Genomic DNA, 17298 nt, shown 5'->3' with positions numbered 1-17298 from the left:
TGGGATGACCGACATTACCGATGCCTATTTCTCCAACCTCATCGGCCGGCTGGAGGAACTGAAGCAGACGCTTGCCCAGCCGATGGCGCAGGCAGCAGCCGCCATCCTCGATGCTGCCCGAGGCGACAAGCGTGTCTATGTCTTCGGCACCGGCCATTCGCATATGCTGGCGGAAGAGGTGCACTATCGTGCCGGCGGGCTCGCCTTTACCGTGCCGGTGCTCGTCGGCTCGGCCATGTTGCATGAGGGCGCGGTCATCAGTTCGGTTTATGAGCGCACGCAAGGCCTGGTGCGGCCGATGCTGGAGCGTTACGGCATGCAGCCGGGCGATGTCATCATCATCGCCTCCAATTCGGGCGTGAACGCCGCGCCGATCGAGGCCGCCGACTATGCGCGCGAAATCGGCGCAAAGGTGATTGCCATCACGTCGATCGCCTATTCCTCAGCGATCGCCAATGGCCGCCGGCGGCTTGCCGACGTGGCCGATGTGGTGCTGGACAACGGGCTGCCGCCGGGTGACGCCGTTGTCGATCTCGAAGGCACGGGGCTCCGGGTTGGGCCAGTCTCGACGGCCGTCGGGGTGACCGTCATTAATGCGATCTTCGCCGAAGTCGCCTCGGAGCTTTCGAAATCCGGCGATGCGCCAATTTATCTCAGTGCCAACATGCCGGGTGCCGCCGAGATCAACCAGAAGCTCGTCAAGAAATACCGTCCGCGCAACCCGCATCTCTAAAGCATTTCCGTTTTTCTTCGAATCACGGAAGTGCTCTATCTCTTTGTTTTCACGCAATTCCGGACGCAAAACCGCTGTGCACTTTTGCTGGAATTGCTCTAGAGTATGATGCCGAAAAGTGCGTGCGGTTTTCGGACGACATCATGCTCTGATTATTTAATTGAGACGGCGGATACAAAAAAGGCCGGCGCGAGCCGGCCTCTTCGATAGGCTGAAACCGGGATCAGTCCTTGGCGCGTTCGACGTAGGAATTGTCTTCCGTGGCGATGACGACGCGGGTGCCGGCATTGATGTGCGGCGGCACCATGGCGCGCACGCCGTTCGACAAAATCGCCGGCTTGTAGGAGGACGATGCCGTCTGGCCCTTGACGACCGGTTCCGTCTCCATGATTTCGAGCGTGACGTGGCGCGGCAGTTGGAGCGCCAGCGCAATACCTTCATGCATCGAGAGGATGCAGGACATGCCTTCCTGCAGATAAGCCTTGTCGTCACCCATCGTGGCGACATCGACGACGACCTGATCGTAGCTCGCCGGGTTCATGAAGTGGAAGCCTTCGCCGTCTTCATAGAGAAACTGGAAGGAGACGTCTTCGACGAAGGCGCGCTCGACCTGTTCGGTGGTGCGCCAGCGCTCGGAAACCTTCACGCCGTCGACGATGCGGCGCATGTCGACCTGGGTGACCGGCGTGCCTTTGCCCGGATGAAAGTTCTGGGCGGTGAGAACGACGTAGAGCTTGCCGTCGACATCGAGAACGTTGCCCTTGCGGACCGAAGAGGCGATGACCTTGACCATAAGACTTCCTTGTAACTCGGCTTTCGGCGTCGTAAATGACTGTCGAGACGCCCCCGAAGACGCAAATGTTTTTCTTTGGGGCGCAACTAACCTAAAATCCGGGAAATAGCCACCCCCCATGCCGGCCTCTCCGGCGAAGAAAGCTTGGAATGAACTCTTCGGCGAAAGCGTCCCCCTGGTGGACCCCGTCCGTGCATGCAGACCGCCGTCCGTTCCTGATCGGACGTAATGCGATCCAGGCGGCGTTGCGCGGGTTTTTCGCGCGCGAGGATTTCATCGAGGTGGATACGGCGGTGCTGCAGGTTTCTCCCGGCAACGAGGCGCATCTGCATGCCTTCGCGACGGAAGCGCTGACGACGAATGGGCAAAAGGCGCCGTTCTACCTCCATACCTCGCCGGAATTTGCCTGCAAGAAGCTGCTGGCGGCGGGCGAGGAGCGCATCTCGTGTTTTGCCCATGTCTTTCGCAACCGCGAGCGCGGGCCACTGCATCATCCTGAGTTCACCATGCTCGAATGGTATCGGGCCGGCGAAAGCTACGAGAGCCTGATGATGGATTGCGTGCGGATCCTGGCGCTGGCGACTGAGACGGTGAAGACCGGGAAGCTTGCCTTTCGCGGCGCCGAGAGCGATCCCTTCGCCGGGCCGGAGCGGATCAGCGTTGCCGAAGCGTTCGAGCGTCATGCCGGCATCGATCTTCTCGCCTCGGTCGCCGCCGACGGTTCGACTGACCGCGACCATCTGGCGGCCGAGACGAAGCGCGTCGGCATGCGTGTTGCCGATGACGACGGCTGGGCCGATCTCTTCAGCCGGGTGTTGGTCGAAAAGATCGAGCCGCATCTCGGCTTCGGCCGCATCACCATCCTCGACGAATATCCGGTCTCGGAGGCAGCCCTTGCGCGTCCCTCGGCGCGCAACCCCAGGGTTGCCGAGCGTTTCGAGCTCTATGCCTGCGGCGTCGAGCTTGCGAACGGCTTCGGCGAACTCACCAATGCTGCCGAACAAAGGCGACGGTTCGAGATCGAGATGGCCGAGAAGGCGCGGGTCTACGGCGAGACCTATCCGATCGACGAGGATTTCCTCGCCGCGCTGTCGCTGATGCCTGATGCAAGCGGTATCGCGCTCGGCTTCGACCGGCTGGTGATGTTGGCGACGGGAGCATCGCGCATCGACCAGGTGCTCTGGGCGCCGGTGGCGGAGTACGGACGATGAATGTCGTCAAACCGATCAAGAGCGTCGACGATCTTCTGAAGGCGGGGCTGGTCGCGCCTGCCGATCGCGTAGCGCTCGAGGAGGTGGCGGCGCGTTACGCGGTTGCGCTGTCGCCTGCGATCAGCAAGCTCATCGATCGAGCCGACCCCGATGATCCGATCGCTCGGCAATTCGTGCCCGATGCAGCCGAACTTACGATCGCCCCGGAAGAACGCGCCGATCCGATCGGTGATCATGCCCACAGCCCTGTCGAAGGTATCGTTCACCGCTACCCCGATCGTGTGTTGCTCAAGGCCGTGCATGTCTGCCCGGTCTATTGCCGCTTCTGTTTCCGGCGCGAAATGGTCGGGCCGCAGGGCCTCGGCACGCTCGATGCGGCGGCGATGCAGGCAGCTTTCGATTATATCCGCAGGCAAGAGGAGATCTGGGAGGTCATCCTCACCGGCGGCGATCCGCTGGTGCTTTCTCCGCGCCGGCTCGGCGAGATCATGGAGGCGCTTGCCGGGATCGCGCATGTGAAGATCATCAGGTTCCACACGCGTGTTCCGGTCGTCGACCCCGAGAAGATCGATGCGGCGCTGATTGGCGCGCTGAAGGCGAGCGGCAAGACGGTCTATGTCGCGCTGCATGCCAACCATGTCCGCGAACTGACGCCGGAAGCGCGGGCCGCTTGCGCCCGTCTCGTTGATGCCGGCATCGCCATGGTCAGCCAGTCGGTGCTGCTTAAGGGTGTCAATGACGATCCAGACGTGCTGGCGAAGCTGATGAAGGCCTTCGTCGAAATCCGCGTCAAACCCTATTATCTGCATCATCCGGATCTGGCGCCCGGCACCAGTCATTTCAGAGTGACGATCGAGGAGGGGCAGGAGATCGTCGAGGCGCTGCGCGGGCGGATTTCCGGTCTCTGCCAGCCGGCCTACATCCTCGATATCCCCGGCGGTCACGGCAAGGCCGTCATCAGCGGAAGCGCGATGCGGGCGACAGGCGACGGATGTTATTCCGTCACCGATTATCGTGGCGGCGAGCATTCCTATCCGCCGGCCGATTGAGACAAACGCGGCGTTTGCGTGTCATTTCTGTACTCTCCACGCCAGAAACCAGACTGTGTCGCAGTATCGAAATTATCTTAAGTCATTGATATAATATGGTTGTTTACGACAATCCGGGAATGATCGCTAAAATCGTAGCTATGAGCCTCAGTCATATTTAACTCAATAAATTAGCGGAATGTTCTGTTTTCCGCACTAAAAGAACGCTCATGACAAGGCGATGAACGCCGGTTCGGGATCATGAGAATCTTGGAGTGATGGGATGAATAAGGCAATCCGCGACCTCGTAGCCAAATTCGGCAAGCTTCCTGGGTCGATCGACCAGGTCGCCGACGACGCCGATCTTTATGCGGCAGGTTTGACGTCCTTTGCTTCTGTGCAGTTAATGCTTGGCATCGAAGAGGCCTTCGACATCGAATTTCCCGACAATCTCCTCAACCGCAAATCCTTCGCGAGCATCTCGGCCATCGCCAGGACCGTCGATCTCATCCGGGACAGCCGGAAGGTCGCCTGATGAATTTCCCCGTCAAGATCATGCAGGACGGTCTTGTTGCAAGGGTGGCCCGCGTTGCTGAAATCGCGGCGAAACACGCCGATGCCGTCGACGCCGACGCCCGTTTCCCCAGGGAAGCCGTGGACGCGATGAAGGCCGAAAGGCTGCTCGGCATCCAGGTGCCGCGCCATTTCGGCGGCGAATCCGCCTCGATCACCGAGATCGCCGAATTGTGCTCGATGCTCGGCCAGGCCTGCGCCGCGAGCGCCATGGTCTTCGCCATGCACCATATCAAGCTATCGAGCCTCGTTGAACACGGCGCCGACAGCGAATGGCATCGCAGCTTCATGCGCCGCATCGCCGCCGAACAGTTGCTGATCGCATCCGCCACCACCGAAGGCGGTATCGGCGGAAATCTGCGCAACAGCATCTGCGCGGTCGAGGTCGATGGCGACACGTGCCGCCTCGAAAAGGATGCGACTGTCATTTCCTATGGCTCGCACGCCGACGCCATCCTTATCACCTCGCGTGGCCACGCGCAGGCGGCTTCCTCCGATCAGGTGCTGACGGCCTTCCTCAAGGACCAGTACACGCTCGAGAAAACGCATGTCTGGAATACGCTCGGCATGCGCGGCACTTGCTCCGACGGCTTCCTGTTCAAGGGCGAAGCGCCGGCTTGCCAGATCCTGCCGAAGCCTTTCGCGGAGATCGCGGCGCAATCCATGCTTGCCTCCTCGCACCTCTTATGGAGCGGCGTCTGGTACGGCATCGCCGTCGACGCCGTTGTGCGCGCCCAGGCTTTCGTGCGTGCTGCCGCCCGCAAGGCGCCGGATGCCCAGCCGCCGGGCGCGCTGCGCCTCGCCGAGGTTTCGAACCTGCTGCAGATGGTGAAATCCAACGTGGTTGCCGGCCTCAAGGCCTATGAGGATGCCAAGGCCGATGCCGACAGGCTGTCTTCGATGGGATTTGCGGTGGCGATGAACAACGTCAAGATCGCCTCGTCCGAGATGATCCTGGAAATCGTCAACCATGCCATGCTGATCTGCGGCATCATGGGCTACAAGAACGGCACGCCCTTCAGCCTCGGACGCCATCTGCGCGACGCGCATTCCGCACAGCTCATGATTTCGAATGACCGCATCCTCGGCAACACGTCGAGCATGCTTCTTGTCCATAAGCAGGACACTAGCCTACTGGGGTGACAGTCATGGATATGCAGACCTCGTTTCTGGACCGGCTTTTCGAATCCGGTCTGCTGATCGATACCGGCATCGACGGGCTCTACGGCCGCAGCGGCCAGTTCGAAGACGTGATCGCTGCCTTCGAGCGCCTGATCGACACGTTCGGCGGCGCCGATGGTGCCGAAGCCATGCGCTTTCCGCCCGGCATGAACCGCGCCTTCTTCGAGAAGAGCGGCTACATGAAGAGCTTTCCGCAGCTCGCCGGCACGGTGCACAGCTTCTGCGGCAGCGAGCTCGATCATGTCAGCCTGCTGCAATGCATGGAAGTCGGCGAAGACTGGACCAAGGGGCAGGAGGCGACCGACATCGTGCTGACGCCGGCTGCCTGCTATCCGCTTTATCCGACGATCGCCAAGCGCGGCAACCTGCCGAAGACCGGCGGCCTCTTCGACCTGCAATCCTATTGCTTCCGCCATGAGCCGTCGAAAGATCCTGCCCGCCAGCAGCTGTTCCGCATGCGCGAATATGTGTGCATGGGCACAGAGCTGCACGTTACCGACTTCCGCCAGCGCTGGATGGATCGCGGCGTCGAGATGATGAAGGCCGTGGGCCTCGAGGTGACGATCGACGTTGCCAATGATCCGTTCTTCGGCCGCGCCGGCAAGATGCTCGCCAATAATCAGCGCGACCAGAACCTGAAGTTCGAGCTTCTGATCCCGATCACCTCGACTGCCAACCCGACCGCCTGCATGAGCTTCAACTACCATCAGGATGCCTTCGGCACGAAATGGGGTCTCAATCTCGAAGACGGCAGTGTCGCGCACACCGCCTGCGTCGGCTTCGGACTGGAGCGCATCGCCCTTGCCCTCTTCCATCATCACGGGCTCGATGTGAAGCAATGGCCGGCCAGCGTACGGAAAGCGCTGTGGGGCTGAGCAAATCGATGACGTCGTTATTTTCGGGGGTATTTTCGGGAATCGACCCGGAAACCTACCGGGCGCATGCGCTGCATTCCGGCGAGCGCGCCTGGCCGGAAACCAATTGTTATGTCGATCTCTGGATCGAGGTTCTGGCGACATCAGGCGTTGCGCCAGAGGCGATGCTGGGTTTTACCCTGACGCAGGATTTCGAGGGCGACCAGTTCACCTTCTTCAAGGTGCCGCTCGAGGATCTCGAAGCGCTCTACGGCATTCGTGCGACTGAGCTTGCCATCTACGACCGTGTCGAACGCCATGTCGAGGTTCAGATCGCGCGTGCCCGCCTTTGCCTGATCGAAATGGATTCTTTCTACATGCCGGATACGCGCGGCACCGCCTACCGGCAGGAGCACGGCAAGACGACGGTTGCGATCAACCGGCTGGATGTTGCGGCCAAGCGCGTCGATTATTTCCACAATGCCGGTTATTTCCGTCTCGAAGGCGAGGATTTCGACGGGCTGTTTCAGCTGCATCTGACGGAAAACGACGCGCCGTTTCTGCCCTATACGGAATTTGCACGATTCCCGGAAAGGCCGGCAGACGACGCGCATCTGCGCGCGACCGCGCGGCGACTTGCCGGTTTTCATTTTGCCCGGCGTCCCCGCGAAAACCCGATCCGCGCCTTTGCCAGCGTCTTTCCGCAACAGGTCGAAGCGGTGGCGGAACGGCCGTTCGGCTTCTTCCATAAATACGCCTTCAACACGCTTCGCCAGGTGGGCGCCAATTTCGAGCTGGCGGCCGATTACCTCGCCTGGCTTTCCCCTGGTGAATTCGCGGCTGCCGCCGAGCATGCCGGGCGTATTTCGGAGGTGGCGAAATCGGTGCAGTTCCAGCTTGCCCGCGCCGTCACCCGCAGGAAGTTCGAGCCGTTGCAGGCAGCACTTGATCCGGCCGCCGATGCATGGGATTCCATGATGGCGTCGCTTGCGGGGCGAATCTGAGGCCGGAGATCTGACCATGCGGGGGCGTTTGGCGAGCATCGGTGCCGAGGAAAGTCTACTTTCCGAAGGCTGGAACCTGATCCTGACGGAGCCGGGCGCCTGCGCCGTGCCGCACGACATCCCGCTCTCCGCACAATTCATTCCAGCACCCGTTCCCGGCACCGTCGCCGCCGCGCTCGAAAAAGCCGGGCTCTTCGACCGGGAAAATCCCGAGCCGCTGAACACGCGGGATGCCTGGTATCTCTGCCGGCTTTTCGATGCCGAGCCCGGCGACGCGATCCTGCGTTTCGCAGGGCTGGCAACGCTCTGCCATGTCTTCCTGAACGGCCAGGAAATCCTGTTTTCCGAGAGCATGTTCACGGCGCACGAGATTCCGGTGACGCTTTCGGGCGGCGACGAACTGGCGCTGTGCTTCCGGGCGCTTGGGCCCCGCCTGTCGGAGCCAGGCCCGCGCGCGCGCTGGCGGCCGCAGATGATCACGCCGGCGGGCTTGAAGAATTTCCGCACGACGCTGCTCGGCCATATGCCGGGCTGGTGCCCCGATATCCATGCCGTCGGGCCATGGCGGCCGATTTCGATGGTGCGGCGTCATCCCGTCTCGATCGACAATGTCTCCATCCGCGCCGTATTGGAGGAGAGTGGCGTCGGCCGTCTCAGCGTGTCCCTGCATAGCAATGCCGAGGATCCGGCGATGCTGCTGCGCTGCGGCGGGATGGAGCAGCCCTTCGAGAAGGTCGGCGACAGTCATTACTCGGCTATCCTCAAGCTTTCCGGCATCGAGGCCTGGTGGCCGCATACGCATGGTGCTCCGCGTCTCTATGCGCTGACACTGGTTTCGGACGGGGTGGAATATCCGCTCGGCAGGACCGGCTTTCGACGTATCGACGTCGACCGTGGTGCCGATGGCGACGACTTCGCGCTTCTCGTCAACGGCGAACGCATCTTCTGCCGTGGTGCCGTGTGGACGACGGCCGATATCGTGCGATTGCCGGGCGGGCGGGCGGATTATGAGCCGTTCCTGCGGCTTGCCGCTGCAGGCGGCATGAACATGATCCGCATCGGCGGCACCATGGCCTACGAAACGCCTGATTTCTTCGCACTCTGCGACGAGCTCGGTCTGCTCGTCTGGCAGGACTTCATGTTCGCCAATTTTGATTATCCACGCAACGACAAGGCTTTTCTTGGTCACGTGCATGCGGAGGTCGAGGAATTCCTCCACGGCGTGCAGGCGTCGCCTTCGTTGGCCGTGCTCTGCGGCGGCAGCGAAGTCCACCAGCAGGCGGCAATGCTCGGCCTGCCGGCGGAATTCTGGAGCGGGCCGGTCACCGATGAAATCATCCCGGCGGTCGTCGCGCGCATGCGCCCCGATGTGCCCTATGTGCCGAACTCGCCCTATGGCGGAGCGATGCCCTTTTCGCCGAATGCCGGTATTGCCCATTATTACGGCGTCGGCGCCTATATGCGGCCAATTGCCGATGCGCGCCGCGCCGATGTGCGTTTTGCCTCCGAAAGCCTCGCCTTCGCGCATGTGCCGCAGCAAAGGACGCTGCAGCGTCATCTCGATGTGCCCGCCGTCCACAGTCCGCTGTGGAAGGCCCGCGTGCCCCGCGACCGCAGCGCATCGTGGGATTTCGAGGATGTTCGCGATTTCTACCTGCAGCTTCTCTACGGTTTCGATCCGGCCGAGCTGCGCCGCGAAGATCCGGAACGCTATCTCGATCTCTCCCGCGCCGTTACCGGCGAGGTGATCGAGGAGACTTTTGGCGAATGGCGGCGCAAGGGCTCCGCCTGCAACGGCGCGCTCGTCTGGACGCTGCAGGACCTGTTGCCCGGCCCCGGCTGGGGAGTGATCGATTCCACCGGAGAGCCGAAGCCTGTCTGGTATGCGATGCGCCGTGCATTCCGGCCGGTGCAAGTGGTCTTCACCGACGAGGGAACGAACGGTCTCGACGTGCATGTCGTCAACGAGACGGATGCCGCGCTTGACGTCGAGCTCGAGGTCGTCTGCCTGCGCGACGGAAAACAGCAGGTCGTCAGCGGCAGCAGGGCCTTCAAGCTGGCGGCAAGGGACACGGAGCGCCTTGCCTGCACCGCGCTGTTCGGCGCCTTCTTCGATACGACCTATGCCTTCCGTTTCGGGCCGCCGGCGCATGATGCCAGTGTGGCGCGCCTGCGCTCGCTGGCAGACGGCGCCATTCTCGCCGAGAGCTTCCACTTCCCGTGCGGACGGGGGAAGGCGCTGCATGACGCAGGGATCGAAGCATCATTCACCAGAGACGGCGACGACTGGTTCGTCGATCTCACGACCGACCGGCTGGCGCAATCGGTGCATATCGACATCGAAGGCTATCGGGCCGACGACGACTGGTTCCACCTTGCCCCCGGTGCGATGCGGCGCGTGAAGCTCCACGCGCTGTCCGGCTTGGAAAGCGATATTCCGCCTGCGGGCGAGATCAAAAGTCTAGGCAGTTCGCATCGCGTCGCAATCGAGGGCTGACGCCTGTGCGAAGGATGATGCCGATCCATTGGGAAAGACCGTGATTTGAGAACGATATACCGCCTTCTGCGCGCCCATGTCCTGCAGCGGCTGATCCCGCGGTCGCGTCTTGCCTTCAATCCGCGCAGGCCGGTGGAAGTCGTCGGTTATCTCTCGATGGCGGTCGGCGTTGGCGAATCGGCAAGGCTCTGCGCCGGCGCATTGACGGAAGCTGGGCGGGCGATTTCGCTCTCCGACGTCAGCACGCATCCTGACGAGAATTCCTTCGCCGGATGGACACCGTCGCATCTCTCCGCCGAACCCGCGGGGAGCCGGATCTGGCATCTCAATCCGCCGATGCTGCCGCGCGCGATCCTGAAGAAGGGCGTTGCGAATTTCACCCGCGCTTTCAACATCGGCTATTTCGCCTGGGAGCTCGAAGTCGTGCCGGCGGAGTGGCGCAATGCGATGCATTACATGAATGCCGTGTTCGTGCCGTCGGAATTCACCAGGCGGGCGATTGCGCCCCTCACCACGGCACCGGTCATCGTCGTTCCGCATCCCGTCACCGAGAAGCCGGCGACCGAAGGCATGCGCCGGCAATTCGGCATCGAGGAAGACGCCTTTCTCGTCAGCTTCATCTTCAGCGCCGGCTCCTCGATCAACCGGAAAAATCCGCAGGCCGTCATCGAGGCCTTCAGGATATTTGCCGCCGAATGCCCCAGCGCCTTCCTGTTGATGAAGGCCAGCGGCAATATCGACAAGGATGAAGGCCTGCGAGAACTGATCGGCTCGGTCGCTGGCGACAGCCGGATCAGGATCGTCACCGACAGGCTGTCGGACTCCGAGATCAACGGCCTGATCCGCTGTTCCGACGCCTATCTTTCGCTGCATCGTTCCGAGGGTTTCGGGCTGACGGTAGCCGAGGCGATCATGCAGCGTACGCCGGTCGTTTCCACGGCCTGGTCGGGCACGGTGGATTTCTGCGATCCCGACAATAGTTGGCTGGTTGCCTCTCCCCTCATTCCGGTGGTCGATACCCATCCCGAATTTGCCGGGCTCGAAGGCGCGGTCTGGGCCGATCCCTCACCCGAGGCAGCAGCCGGGCATCTGAAGGATATCTTCCTCGCGCCTGAGCGAGCGCGCAAGAAGGCCGAGAAGGCGCGGGAGTTCCTGCTGCGCTACCTCGCCGAGAACAGCTATGACAAGGCGCTCAAGGCGCTGGAGGCGATGCAGACCGCCTAAGGTGACGTCGTCACTCCGCTTTATTTTAACATTTTCGCATTAGAGATGGCAGGTATGCGGCGGTAGGCCGATCCTGACGGATGGACAGATGTCGAAGGGTATTATCGCAAACTCGGTGATGAACGGGGCGGCAGGCATGCTGCTGCTTCTGACGGGCTTTGTTTCATCGATCATAACCGCACGGTTGCTCGGGCCGGAAGCCAACGGCATCGTCGCCTTTTCGCTCTGGCTGGTGGTGACCGGCGCCTCGATCGCCGAGCTCGGCTCCAGCATCACGCTCTTGAAGACGTTGCCGCAACTTTCGGCGGAAGGCTTCGACGCGCGCCGCCGGCGAGGTTTTGCCGCCATCCTCGTCAGCTTCATGATGTTCTCGACCGTCGTGCTGCTGGCGCTCTACGCGCTGTTCTTCCTGACCTCCGAAAAGATGCACTGGGCCGACACGGCGCCATCCGTCGCTCTGGTCACGGGCGTGCTGTTCTTCGTCCAAGCGATCGGTTCCTTCGTCAAATTCTACCTGATCGGCGAAAAGAAGCTGGGCGCCTTCTTTAAGCTGACGGTCGCCGTCTCGATCGTGCAGCTTGCCGGCGTTGCCGTCGGCGCCGTTTTCTACGGCGTCGAAGGCGTACTCGTCGGCTATGCGCTCGGCCAGCTGGTGCTGTTTTTCGCCACGCTGCCGATCCTTCTGGCGCGGCGCGACTGGTGCGGGGTCTCGCTGAAATATCTCGCCTCCTCCTCCGTCATCCTGTCGATCCAGTTCATCATCGATTCCATTTTCCTCAACCGGCTCGAGCTGCTCTTCCTGCAGCAGTTCTGGTCGGTGGAGATGGTCGGCTATTATGCCGTCGGCCTGTCGATCGCCAATATCGCGCTGCAACTGCCGATCCAGATGACCGGCAGCCTGCTGCCCTATTATTCCGAGCGACGGCACAGCAGCGACGATTCGACATTGCCGGTCGAGGTCTTTACCGCCGTTACCCGCAGCATGGCCTATATCGTGCTGCCGATGAGCCTCGGGCTTGCCGCGATCTCTAGCGAACTGGTGCTCGTGGTGTTCGGCGAAGCGTTCCGCCGCAGCGGGACGGTGGTGGCGCTGCTTGCGCTTGTTGCTCCCGCCTATACCTTCATGCAGATTCTCAGCCTCTACCTGCTGTCGATGGACAGGGCCCGCTCCCGCCTGAACATCAGTGTGATAGGTGGCCTACTGATGGTAGCGGGTTGTTTACTGATCGTACCTAGGCTTGCGGCCGAGGGTGCCGCACTCGTGCGCATCCTCGTATTCGTAGCGATGTCGGTGATGATGATCAGACAGACAGGATTCGGATCCCAGCTTTCGGGTCTCTACGCAAGCTTGACGAAGGTGACGCTCGCCTCCGTGCTGTGTGCTTGCGGAGCGATTTCCGTGCTGGAATTCGTCCATGGTCCGGCCGGATTGGTCGGCGCGATCATCGCCGGCGCATTCGCCTATTTTGCAGCACTCCGGGTGCTGCGCGCCGTGCCAGGCGAGGATGTCGAAGTCATGCGCTCCATTCTCGAGAAGATGCCATCCCTGCTGCGGCGACCGGTCGGCCAGGCGATCAATTTCATCGCGCCACGGCTTCCCGGCGATCCCGATCGCGCCAAGGTCGCGCCCGGCGAATTCTCGCTGGAACCGGCCGAGGGCGCGGGACGCAGCGCCGCCCTGCCTGTGGTCTTCGAGGGCACGATCGGGCTGTTCATGCCTGAAAATCCTCTCGCCAAGAAACGTTCGGCCGCCGTGCTTTTCGTCAGCCCCTGGGGCTTCGAGGAGATGTGCAGCCGCAAATTCTTCCGCGTCGCGGCCGAGCACTTCTCGGATATCGGCGTGCCGAGCCTGCGCTTCGACTATCGTGGCACGGGCGATGCGCTTAATTTCGACGCACTGCCGGCGAGGCTGGAAACCTGGGAAGATTCGATCCGCGCGGCCGCCGACAAGTTGAAGTCGCTGAGCGGCTGCGACCGTATCATCCTCATCGCACAGGGCCTCGGCGCGACGCTTGCCCATCGCGTCGGTTCCTCGATCGAAGGCGTCGACAGCCTCGTCATGCTGGCGCCGGTACTGAGCGGCCGGGCCTATCTGCGCGAACTCAACATGTGGTCCAAGATCATCGATGCCGATCTCGGCCTCGGCAAGGAGCATGTCCAGACCACCAAGGTGCAGATCGCCGGGCTCGTCATGCCCGAGGAAATCGCTGCCGAGCTCGGCAAGCTCAACATCGCCTCGCCGCAGGGGCTCGCGACCTCCCGCTATCTGATCCTCGAACGCCCTGCCAAGGCCGACGATACCGGCTTTGCCGATGCGCTGAAGGCGCTTGGCGCCGATGTCGAGCAGACGGCCTTCGAAGGCTATGACGAGCTCGCCACCAATCCGCTGTTTGCCAAGACGCCGATGGCTGTCGTCGGGCTGCTGACGACATGGCTGGAGACAACGACGACGCAGACATCCGCCGCCCATTCGCCGGCGGCGATCGACAACCCGCTGCTTGCCGGCGATGATTTTGCGGAAACGCCGGTCCGTTTCGGAAGCCACAATCATCTCGTCGGCGTCGTCAGCCGGCCGCTCGGCGAGATCAAGGGTAACGCCGTGCTCTTCCTGTCGACAGCCTATGACCGGCATGCCGGCTGGGGACGGACGACGGTAGACATGGCGCGCGAGCTCGCCCGCCAAGGCGTCGTTTCGCTGCGCTTTGATTCCGCCAATGTCGGCGACAGCCCGCCGCGGCCGGATGCGCCGGAACAGGTGCTTTATTCGGATACCCAGACCGGGGACGCGGTCGCCGCGCTCGACCTGCTCGAAAGCGTCGTCGCCGGCCCCGTCATGGTCGCCGGCCGATGCAGCGGCGGCTATGTCGCCTTCCGCGCCGGCGTTGCCGACGAGCGCTTGAAGGCTGTCGTGTCGATCAATCCGTTCGTCTATTACTGGGATCCTGACATGCCGGTGCGCAGGGAGCATGTCGTCTCCGTTCCCCGCAGCCTCGATGATTACAGCCAGCGCCTGGCGCGGCTCGACACGCTGAAGCGGCTGCTGCGCGGCCAGGTGGATGTCGTCTCGGCGTTGCAGAACATCGTCATCGCCGCCGGCCGCCGGCTGTCGCCGTGGATCGCGCCGGTGCTCGAGCTGCTTCCCGACCGGCGCCATATCGCCCGCGAGGTCCGGCACTCCTTCGCGCTGTTCGGCAAGCGCAAGGTGCCGCTGACGCTGATCTACAGCGAGGGCGATGTCGGGCTCGACCATGTCTACTTCCACTTCGGGCCGCGCGGCGCCAGGCTTTCCCGCTATCCGAACGTGCGCCTGCTGATGCTGCCGGATGCCGACCACAATCTGACGCCGCCGCAATCGCGCAAATTCGTGCTCGACGAGATCATTCGTCTCGCCAGAGCATGACCGGATTTCAGCTAAAGCATGTTGCGCAAAAGTGGGCAGCGGTTTTGCGCCGAAGACATGCGGCAAACAAAGACCTGAATTCCGGCAAGCGAATCTGAAAGATCGCGGCGCGCTTTAGGCGGGATCAGCTGCTTTCCGCGGCAACGACATCAAGCGATCTGTAGAGATCGATATAACGTCCGGCGACGATATCCCAGGAATAGCCGCGGGCGGCGTCGAGAAGCTCGGTGCGAACGGTCTCCGGCTGGCGCGAAAGGCCTTCATAGGCCGCTTCGATCGCCGTGGCGGCGCTCTCAGGATTGGTGAAATCGGCAAGCATGATTGCGGGATGCCGGGCGGCAAGCGTCGCAAAGGCATCGTTGGCGTTCAGCACCGGCAGGAGGCCGGCGCTCATCGCCTCCAGCGCCACCAGGCCGAAACCTTCATATTCCGAGGCGGAGGCGAAGAGCGAGGCTTCTGCGATGATGCGCCGGATGGTGTCGTTCTCGGGCGACACATGCAAGGTGACGCGGCCGGAAAGATGACGGCTTTCGATTGCGCCTTCGACATCCGCCCGGTTCAGGTCGGATTCGGCGCCGACAATGTCGAGATGCCATTCCGGGTCGCGGGTCTTCAGCTTGGCCATCGCATCGAGCAGGTGATCCAGCCGTTTGTTTACCGAAAACCGGCCGATCGTGACGATGCGGCGCTTTGCCCGACGCGAAGCGGTGTCGGCGAATTTGCCGATATCAGCGCCATTTTCGATCAGAAGGCTGTCGGGCACGATCTCGGAAAACTGCTTGAGGTCGGAGGCGCTGCAGCAGACGACGCGGCGGTAAGCCATCGCCGAAGCGCGGGTCAGCGTCCGGAACCAGATCTTCTTGATCGTCGCGTATTTCCGCGTGTGGAAGAAGCCGCCATGAGTGGTGACGATCATCGGCTTGCCGTGCAGCAGCCGGCCCCAGGCGAGCGCATCGAAGAAGAAGTCGATGGCATGGACATGGACTAGATCGGCATCGGCGAGATGGCGGAAAACCTCAGGCGCCAGCGGATAACGGCTGGTGCCGAACCAGGGAATGCGCACCACCTCGATACCGTCGATACCTTCGCGAGGCGGCAGCTTATCCTCTGGGGCGGTGAAGAGCGAATCCAGCGTGACGACGCGCACGCGATAACCGCGGCGTACCGTCTGGCGGGCGAGATTGGCGACCACGTCTTCGAGGCCGCCGCGGTTGGGCAGGAACTGGCGCACGACATGGACGATCAGCGGGGCTGTTTCCAACTGCGGCTTCGCGCGCGCCCAATCTGCCTCGACGATCGACATTTTCCACCTATCGCTGCACGTGCCGGCCTGCGCTGACGCGGGCCCGTGATAGCAACGACCAGACATGCCCGGCGTTAAGGCGCGGTTTAGGCGACGTCCTGCCAAGGCGATTCTTCGCGAAAAAGGTTAACCGTGTCTGACGGGGATTCAGAGCGTTTCCGTTTTTCTCGAATCACGGAAACGCTCTATCTCTTTTGTTTCACGCAATTCCGGACGCAAAACCGCTGCGCACTTTTGCTGGAATTGCTCTAGAACGCCTTGAAGGTTAGCGTCGTCAGCGAGCGGATGATGCCGGGAATATTGGCGATGTTGTCGTTGATGAATTTGCCGATATCCTGGCCTTCCTCGATATAGACCTTCAGCAGCAGATCGTAGTCGCCGCTGGTCGAATAGAGCTCCGAGACCAGTTCGGTCTGGTAGATGGCGTCGGCGACATCATAGGTCTTGCCGGGTGCGCATTGGAGCTGGACGAAGATCGGCTTCATGGAGATTTCCTGCAAAGTTGTTTGGATCGCATAATGGTCGAAAGCGCCATGCCGATGCAAGCCGTTCGTCACGCAGTCAGATTGGCGGCCGCTTCGGCGACGATCCAGTCGCGAAAGGCGGCAAGTGGCGCATAATCGGCACGCTCGGGCGGAAAGGCGAGATAATAGCGCTCGCGGCTCTCCATTTCACGGTCGACAGCGGCGACGAGATCGCCGCGCCTGATCTCCTCCTGCATCAGGAATGTCGGCAGCAGGGCGACGCCGAGGCCGGCGATCGCCGCCTGCGCGGCGGTGGCGAACTGATCGAAGAGCATGCCGTGCACATTTTCGAAGGAAACGCCGTTGCCGGCGAACCATTGCTCCCAGGCGTCAGGGCGCGTCGTCAGGTGCAAAAGCGGAGCAGCGAGCAGATCCTCTGGCGCTTTGATCGCATATCGCTTCAGAAAATCCGGACTGCAGGCCGGCACCGTGCGCTCCGACATCAGAAGCGCGAGTTCGGCGCCCGGCCAGTGCGGGTGGCCGAAATGGATGGCGGCGTCGATCGAATCGAGGCGAAAGTCGAAAGGCGAAAGCCGGGTCACCAGATTGATGGTCACGCCGGGATTGGCGACGAGAAAGCGTCCCAGGCGCGGCGCCAGCCAGCGCGTGCCGAAGGTCGGCAGGATGGCGAGATTGAGCGTGCCGCCATGCGGATTGGCGCGCAGGTTCAGCGAGGCGCTCGATATCCGCCGCAGCGCTTCGCGAATCTCGCGGGCATATCCGTCACCGGCAAGCGTCAGCCGCATGGTCTGGCGTTCGCGCAGGAAGAGCTCGACGCCAAGCTGCTCCTCCAGCGCGCTGACCTGGCGGCTGACGGCGCTCTGCGTCAGATCGAGTTCGCGCGCCGCTGCCGTCACGCTGCCGGTGCGGGCAACCGCCTCGAAGGCGGCGAGATGCGAGATCGATGGCAGAAAACGTCTAGACGTCAGCATGGTCATTCCGTTTCAGAATGGGCTATTTCCGAAATAGCGA

General features: G+C 62.1%; 14 protein-coding genes. 10 read left to right on the top strand and 4 right to left on the bottom strand.

Annotated elements, in window-relative coordinates:
* The first annotated feature begins 4 nt into the window (after positions 1-4).
* On the top strand, positions 5-733 hold the full coding sequence (locus tag AC245Y_RS21310; protein WP_017995487.1) for an SIS domain-containing protein: 729 nt from the start codon (positions 5-7) through the stop codon (positions 731-733).
* Positions 734-956: 223 nt separating this feature from the next.
* Here the strand turns inward: AC245Y_RS21310 and efp are convergent, their stop codons facing one another.
* A complete protein-coding gene (gene efp, locus AC245Y_RS21305) occupies positions 957-1526 on the bottom strand; it encodes an elongation factor P (RefSeq protein WP_012759420.1) in 570 nt (189 codons plus the stop codon).
* Between the two features lie 149 nt (positions 1527-1675).
* Between efp and epmA the strand changes: the two genes are divergently transcribed.
* From epmA to AC245Y_RS21260, 9 genes are all read left to right on the top strand, one after another.
* Positions 1676-2737: an EF-P lysine aminoacylase EpmA gene (gene epmA, locus AC245Y_RS21300; protein WP_017995486.1), complete on the top strand. Its 1062-nt coding sequence runs from the start codon at positions 1676-1678 to the stop codon at positions 2735-2737.
* Entirely contained in the window at positions 2734-3786 is a 1053-nt protein-coding gene (locus AC245Y_RS21295; RefSeq protein ID WP_017995485.1) for a lysine-2,3-aminomutase-like protein, read from the top strand. The genes epmA and AC245Y_RS21295 overlap by 4 nt, the downstream gene beginning before the upstream one ends.
* 262 nt (positions 3787-4048) lie before the next feature.
* Positions 4049-4300 (top strand): acyl carrier protein, encoded by a 252-nt coding sequence (locus AC245Y_RS21290; protein WP_012759417.1) that lies wholly within the window; start codon positions 4049-4051, stop codon positions 4298-4300.
* A complete protein-coding gene (locus tag AC245Y_RS21285) occupies positions 4300-5481 on the top strand; it encodes an acyl-CoA dehydrogenase family protein (protein ID WP_017995484.1) in 1182 nt (393 codons plus the stop codon). The genes AC245Y_RS21290 and AC245Y_RS21285 overlap by 1 nt, the downstream gene beginning before the upstream one ends.
* Before the next feature lie 5 nt (positions 5482-5486).
* Positions 5487-6395 carry an amino acid--[acyl-carrier-protein] ligase gene (locus AC245Y_RS21280; protein ID WP_026157505.1) on the top strand — a complete coding sequence of 303 codons (909 nt, stop codon included), beginning with the start codon at positions 5487-5489 and terminating at the stop codon, positions 6393-6395.
* On the top strand, positions 6386-7378 hold the full coding sequence (locus tag AC245Y_RS21275) for a DUF1839 family protein (RefSeq protein ID WP_017995482.1): 993 nt from the start codon (positions 6386-6388) through the stop codon (positions 7376-7378). The genes AC245Y_RS21280 and AC245Y_RS21275 overlap by 10 nt, the downstream gene beginning before the upstream one ends.
* 16 nt (positions 7379-7394) lie before the next feature.
* A complete protein-coding gene (locus AC245Y_RS21270; RefSeq protein ID WP_017995481.1) occupies positions 7395-9875 on the top strand; it encodes a glycoside hydrolase family 2 protein in 2481 nt (826 codons plus the stop codon).
* A gap of 45 nt (positions 9876-9920) precedes the next feature.
* Entirely contained in the window at positions 9921-11099 is a 1179-nt protein-coding gene (locus AC245Y_RS21265; RefSeq protein WP_017995480.1) for a glycosyltransferase family 4 protein, read from the top strand.
* Between the two features lie 88 nt (positions 11100-11187).
* Complete coding sequence (locus AC245Y_RS21260) at positions 11188-14499, top strand: oligosaccharide flippase family protein (protein WP_017995479.1); 3312 nt, start codon at positions 11188-11190, stop codon at positions 14497-14499.
* 124 nt (positions 14500-14623) lie between these two features.
* Here AC245Y_RS21260 and AC245Y_RS21255 read toward each other — a convergent pair whose 3' ends face one another.
* The 3 genes from AC245Y_RS21255 to AC245Y_RS21245 form a co-directional block, all read right to left on the bottom strand.
* Positions 14624-15802, bottom strand: coding sequence for a glycosyltransferase family 4 protein (locus AC245Y_RS21255; protein ID WP_017995478.1), 1179 nt, complete (start codon positions 15800-15802; stop codon positions 14624-14626).
* Positions 15803-16050: 248 nt separating this feature from the next.
* Complete coding sequence (locus AC245Y_RS21250; RefSeq protein ID WP_012759409.1) at positions 16051-16287, bottom strand: Lrp/AsnC ligand binding domain-containing protein; 237 nt, start codon at positions 16285-16287, stop codon at positions 16051-16053.
* 68 nt (positions 16288-16355) lie between these two features.
* Positions 16356-17264: a LysR family transcriptional regulator gene (locus AC245Y_RS21245; RefSeq protein ID WP_017995476.1), complete on the bottom strand. Its 909-nt coding sequence runs from the start codon at positions 17262-17264 to the stop codon at positions 16356-16358.
* Positions 17265-17298: the final 34 nt, after the last annotated feature.

Source organism: Rhizobium sp. SRDI943, assembly GCF_057653695.1.
The sequence above is the reverse complement of the archived record's forward strand: the minus strand, read 5'-3'. Positions and strand labels throughout refer to the sequence as shown.